The organism is Mesorhizobium sp. M0663 (assembly GCF_040320585.1).
GTDB lineage: Bacteria > Pseudomonadota > Alphaproteobacteria > Rhizobiales > Rhizobiaceae > Mesorhizobium.
The window spans coordinates 1-1,450 of the sequence record NZ_JAMYPX010000098.1; the positions used below are offsets into that span (position 1 = coordinate 1).

Here is a 1,450-nt window from a genome sequence, read left to right on the forward strand (position 1 = left end):
CCGTCACTCATCACGATGCCGCGGTAATCGCCCAAGAAGGTCTGCGGGTGTATCTGGCCGCGACCCGGCTGATAATCGAGCAGCACGATCGGCTCGTCACTGTCGTGGCCGCTCCGGTATGCCCACATGTACGAGGTGCTGGTGGCCTCTCTGTCCATTTCCTTCAGCACCTGGACCGTGGTCTCGTCGCCATGGATGAGGGGCTGCGATCTGAGCCGCAGCTTCAGCACGTCATAGATGCGGGCGAGATGCTTTTCGCTCGAGCCGATCACCCAGTGACCCAGAGCGCCACGGCTGACAGGAACGCCCGCGCGCTCGAAGGCCTGCGCCAGGCGGTAGAGCGGTGTGCCGTCGACGTATTTGTGAACGAGCGCGAAGGCCAGCGTCGAAGCCGTGGCGATGCTGCCAGGCAAGGGTTGCGCGGGCATCGGCGCGGTCACGACCGGCGTGTTGATGCCGGTACGGTCGCAATGACGGCAAGCATATTTGAACCGCACATTCTGCAGGACCTTCGCCTTCACCTCGATATGAAGTTGCTCGGTAACGGCCTCGCCCATGCGATGCATCTGGTGACGGCAGCAAGGACAAGCCTTCTGATCGTCGGGAAGGTCATACTCGACGCGCTCGCGCGGCAGGTTTTCCGGCAAGGCCTTGCGGCCGCGCTTCTTTCCCGTCGCCCCTTCGCTCGCCGGCAAGCCCGTGTCCGGCAGGACAACGACGCCGCCATCTTCGTTGTCGGCGGCGTCCTCATCCGCGGCCTGTTCGGCTTCATTGAAGAGGCGGTCAATGTGCTTTTCACTGCGCGGCGCAAAACGATGCAGTCGTGCAAGCGCCAGCTCTTCCTCGAGTTTGACGACGCGTTCGGTGAGTTGACGGTTCTGCGCCTGCAGCGCAGCAATACGCGCCATCAACGCTTCAACAGTCGGTTCGCCGGGTCGATTCATCAGATTCTTGAATCGAAAGCATGCCGCCGCGTCAACCGCTCAATTCGAGAGCCCTCAACCGGCAACCTGATATTGCCGCACCGGATGGCGGACCATCGCATCGATGTCGATGCCGTCGAGGATCCAGTGCAATTGCTCGGTCGTAAGCGTGACCACCGCTGCCTCCCGGCGCGGCCACCGGAACTTGTCCTCGGTCAGCCGCTTCATTACCAGCACAAAGCCCGACCGATCGAAGAACAGGAGCTTCATCCGGTCGCGACGGCGATTGCAGAACGCAAAAACCGCCGGAGCAAACGGATCGAGCGCCATCGTCTCCTGGACCAGAACCGCAAGGCTGTTGATGCCGGCCCGGAAGTCGATCGGCTCGCGGTGCAGGTAGACTTTCAGGTCAGCGCCCAGTCTGAACATGACCCAGTGCTCCGATGGTCGCCGTCAACGCATCCACATCACCGCATTCCAGCGTCAACTTCACGCCGTTCGGCAGCGACGCGCTCACCTTGGCTGGA

Annotated in this window: 2 protein-coding genes and 1 pseudogene; all 3 read right to left on the bottom strand. The window is 62.1% G+C overall.

Going from position 1 to position 1,450, the window contains the following annotated elements; genetic code table 11:
- On the bottom strand, window positions 1-944 hold a 944-nt coding region (gene tnpC, locus NKI54_RS36245; RefSeq protein WP_352694638.1), incomplete at its 3' end, for an IS66 family transposase.
- A gap of 54 nt (window positions 945-998) precedes the next feature.
- Window positions 999-1,352: an IS66 family insertion sequence element accessory protein TnpB gene (gene tnpB, locus NKI54_RS36250; protein WP_352469379.1), complete on the bottom strand. Its 354-nt coding sequence runs from the start codon at window positions 1,350-1,352 to the stop codon at window positions 999-1,001.
- Window positions 1,333-1,450, bottom strand: a pseudogene (locus NKI54_RS36255) (IS66-like element accessory protein TnpA); the annotation flags it as partial. The gene tnpB and the pseudogene NKI54_RS36255, both read right to left, overlap by 20 nt.

Excerpts from the sequence above, each read along its gene's own strand:
- tnpB (WP_352469379.1), bottom strand. The coding sequence starts at position 1,352 with ATGTTCAGACTGGGCGCTGACCTGAAAGTCTACCTGCACCGCGAGCCG.